The sequence below is a fragment of the Candidatus Margulisiibacteriota bacterium genome (assembly GCA_041650635.1).
In the GTDB taxonomy this organism is placed as follows: domain Bacteria; phylum Margulisbacteria; class WOR-1; order JAKLHX01; family JBAZKV01; genus JBAZKV01.
In genome coordinates this window covers 1-2914 of the sequence record JBAZKV010000052.1, presented here as the reverse complement: position 1 = coordinate 2914, position 2914 = coordinate 1, and the positions used below count along the sequence as shown (strand labels likewise).

The 2914-nt window shown below is 51.9% G+C and carries 6 protein-coding genes; all 6 read right to left on the bottom strand.

Annotation, left to right across the window (positions count from 1 at the left end; all coding sequences use genetic code 11):
- A partial coding sequence (locus WC490_08205) for an aminopeptidase P family N-terminal domain-containing protein (protein ID MFA5098580.1) occupies positions 1-349 on the bottom strand: 349 nt, incomplete at its 3' end.
- A 164-nt stretch (positions 350-513) separates the two neighbouring features.
- Positions 514-963: a type II 3-dehydroquinate dehydratase gene (aroQ, locus tag WC490_08200; protein MFA5098579.1), complete on the bottom strand. Its 450-nt coding sequence runs from the start codon at positions 961-963 to the stop codon at positions 514-516.
- Positions 950-1102: a Trm112 family protein gene (locus tag WC490_08195; GenBank protein ID MFA5098578.1), complete on the bottom strand. Its 153-nt coding sequence runs from the start codon at positions 1100-1102 to the stop codon at positions 950-952. The genes aroQ and WC490_08195 overlap by 14 nt, the downstream gene beginning before the upstream one ends.
- 18 nt (positions 1103-1120) lie before the next feature.
- Positions 1121-1483 (bottom strand): DUF1844 domain-containing protein, encoded by a 363-nt coding sequence (locus tag WC490_08190; protein ID MFA5098577.1) that lies wholly within the window; start codon positions 1481-1483, stop codon positions 1121-1123.
- A gap of 4 nt (positions 1484-1487) precedes the next feature.
- Positions 1488-2312, bottom strand: coding sequence for an AmmeMemoRadiSam system protein B (gene amrB / locus WC490_08185; GenBank protein MFA5098576.1), 825 nt, complete (start codon positions 2310-2312; stop codon positions 1488-1490).
- Positions 2299-2914, bottom strand: a 616-nt coding sequence (locus WC490_08180) for a TIM barrel protein (protein ID MFA5098575.1), incomplete at its 5' end; no start/stop codon positions are given. The genes WC490_08180 and amrB, both read right to left, overlap by 14 nt.

Sequence of the window (2914 nt, the reverse complement as noted above, 5' to 3'; positions counted from 1 at the left end):
GGGAACGGGAATTTTTGAGCTTCTCCTGAAGTTTTTTGTGGAATAGCCAGGTTACCCGGTGTTCTTCAAAGCCTATCTTGGCGAGCCTTTTGCTTTGCGCGATCAAGGCAAGCTCTTCAAAAAGCGGCTTTTTAATTTTCCGCAGGGTGATCCCGTGAAGCCCTAAAGCCGCCTCTTCGGTGTAGCGGGCGTCCGTAAGATAAAAACTTTCTTTGCGGGACACCAGGAGCCAGGCATCCCTGCTGCGTAATCCTGTCAGGTAGCTTATATTGGCAGGGTCAGACACCAGCATGGCATCCAGGTTGAGGGAAGAAAGAGAGTTAAGAAGACGAGAGATTGGGCTTTGCATAGAAAGTAAGGATAAATTACAAATAACAAATTACAAATTACAAAAAAATCCAATAATCAAATTACAATAATCAAACATATGTTTGTTATTTTGGTCATTGGTTATTGAAAATTTATTGTTATTTGTTATTTGTAATTTGTTATTTAAACAGGATTTATGCTAGCTTATTCCAGTAGATCTACAAGCGCTGCCAGTCCCAATGTATAACTACTTGCTCCAAACCCCATGACGGTTCCTTTTGCCACGGGGGTGATCAGGGATTTGTGCCGGAATTCCTCGCGGGCATGGATATTGGAGAGGTGCACTTCTACTGCCGGGATGCCGCAGGCGGCTATGGCATCGCGGATGGCTACACTTGTATGCGTGTAGGCAGCGGGGTTGATGAGCAGGCCGTGGAAGCGGGCCTTGCTTTTTCCGATGAGATCAACGATGGCGCCTTCGTGATTGGATTGCCTGATCTCCACCTTTGCCCCGAGTTTGCGCGCAGCCTGCCTGATCAGGGTATTGATGCGCTCAAGGGTCACCCTGCCGTATACGGCAGGTTCCCGCTGCCCCAGAAGGTTAAGGTTCGGCCCGTGGATGACCAGGATCTTTTTGGCTTTATTCCGCTTCATCGATAAGCATGACGGGTATGCCGTCTTTGACCGGGTATTTTTTCCCGCATTTTTTGCAGAGTATCTTTTCGTTTTTAAATTCAACATCGCCTTTGCAGGCAGGGCAGGCGAGGATGTCCAGAAGCTCTTTATCTATCATGACCGTCTCCTTTTCTCTTTAAGGTTTCGGGGCGTCCTTTTCGGCGATATGGACGTAGCCGGTCCTGAGCTCAAAAAGCATCTTTTCAAGGAGCGCAGCTTCCTCTTCGTTCAGGTTGCCTTTTGTCTTCTCCCCGATCATCGCCAGGGTATCAATGATGAATTTGGCTTGGGTGAGGTCCTGTGCCTTTTTCCCGGTCGCCGGATTTTCCATGATCCCCAGGAAAATCGAGGCCTGTATGGCAAGGGTTGTGACAAAGAAGCTGAAGTCCGGCTCAGGCGGAGTGAACTGCTCCTGGCGCTCGGCCCCTTCCTTTTCCTTACCGGTGTTTTCTTTCCAGCTGCTATCGATCTTTTTTTCGGGTTGGCGTATGTCTTCCATAGTTTTATTGAACGGTTATGCCGGCATAGCCGACTACGCTCTCCTCGTCTCCGGTTGTCTCCGCGCTTGTCTGGTAGAGGCTGAGTGCCGCGGATGTCGCCCCCAGCTTCTTTGCGGCCGTAAGCATGATCACAACCGGGGCCCATCCGCACATGGTGATCCCCAGTGTCATAATGCGCTCGATCAGCCTGTCTTCATCTAGCCGGCAGATCGCCTCGATCGCCTGCCTGTCCTTTTCCCTCGCCTGCCTGTCCGGTTCGTAATGCGTCATGTCCGAACTTGCCACGATCAATACCTCTTTTGCCAGCCCCGCCTCTTTGATCGTTTCTCCGATGAGGCTACCCGTATTTTTGAGGTCCTGGACTTCCGAGGACATGACCGCTATCGGCACGATACTGACAGCGGGGTTGAAATATTGCAAAAGCGGCAGCTCTACCTCCAGGGAATGTTCGCGCTCGTGCGCCGATTCGTCTTCTTTAAGGAGTGTGGAGGTCTTGAGCAGCCGTGAGGCAAGCACGGTGTCGATCTCTGTTTTTCCAAGCGGGGTCTCCCAGGCGCCTTTGGTAACGATGCTGAAGCTGCTGCCTGTCCCCGTGTGGTTGGGGCCGATAAGGATGACCTTGTTTTTTACGGTTATCCGTGAGAGGGTCTTGACGGCGACATTCCCCGAATACATATAGCCGGCATGCGGAAGCATGCAGGCTATCGCCTCTGCCTTGCGGGCAGGGGCGCCTTCCATGAATGCCTCGATCTGGCTTTTAAGCGGCCTGCTGGATGCGGGGTAAAACATGCCTGCAACGGCAGGCGCGCGCAGGTTAATTTTTCCCATGTATGAGCCCCTCCAGGTATTTTTTGCTCTGCGTAAGCTCTGCCGGGGCCGCCGGATAATGCGCTTCAATGACCTTGATCGTCTCTTCCCGCAGGGAGCTCATGATCCAGGAGAAATCTATCTCTCCTGTTGAGGGAGGATAGTGGTCTTTGGCGGCAATGACATCATGCAGGTGTATCCCCAGCAGGCGGTTTCCGTAACGCTCAAGGAGCTCTTTATGCTTCAGGAAACCAAGGTGGTCCATGAATTGCGCGTGGCCCGTGTCATGCCAGTAGAAAATATTGGAGCCCCTGAATTCATCCAGGATGATGCCTATTTCCTCAAAGGAAGGGATCTCGCGGTAATAAAAACGGGTTTCTATCCCCAACCGCACACCCTGGTTTCGCGCGAAAGGTTCCAGTTCCCTCAGGCTTTTTAAGGCGCTCTTAAAATGCGGACCGGCAAGCTTCTGCCGTTGATCGATCATGGAAGACTGCAGGTCTTTGAATTCTTTGGAATCCGCTTCGCCGTCAACGTAAAGGCGGATAAGGTCTCTGGTTGCGTCAGGCATCTCTACCCTTCCGCAGTGCAGCACCACAGCCTCTGCGCCGAGCTTTACGGCG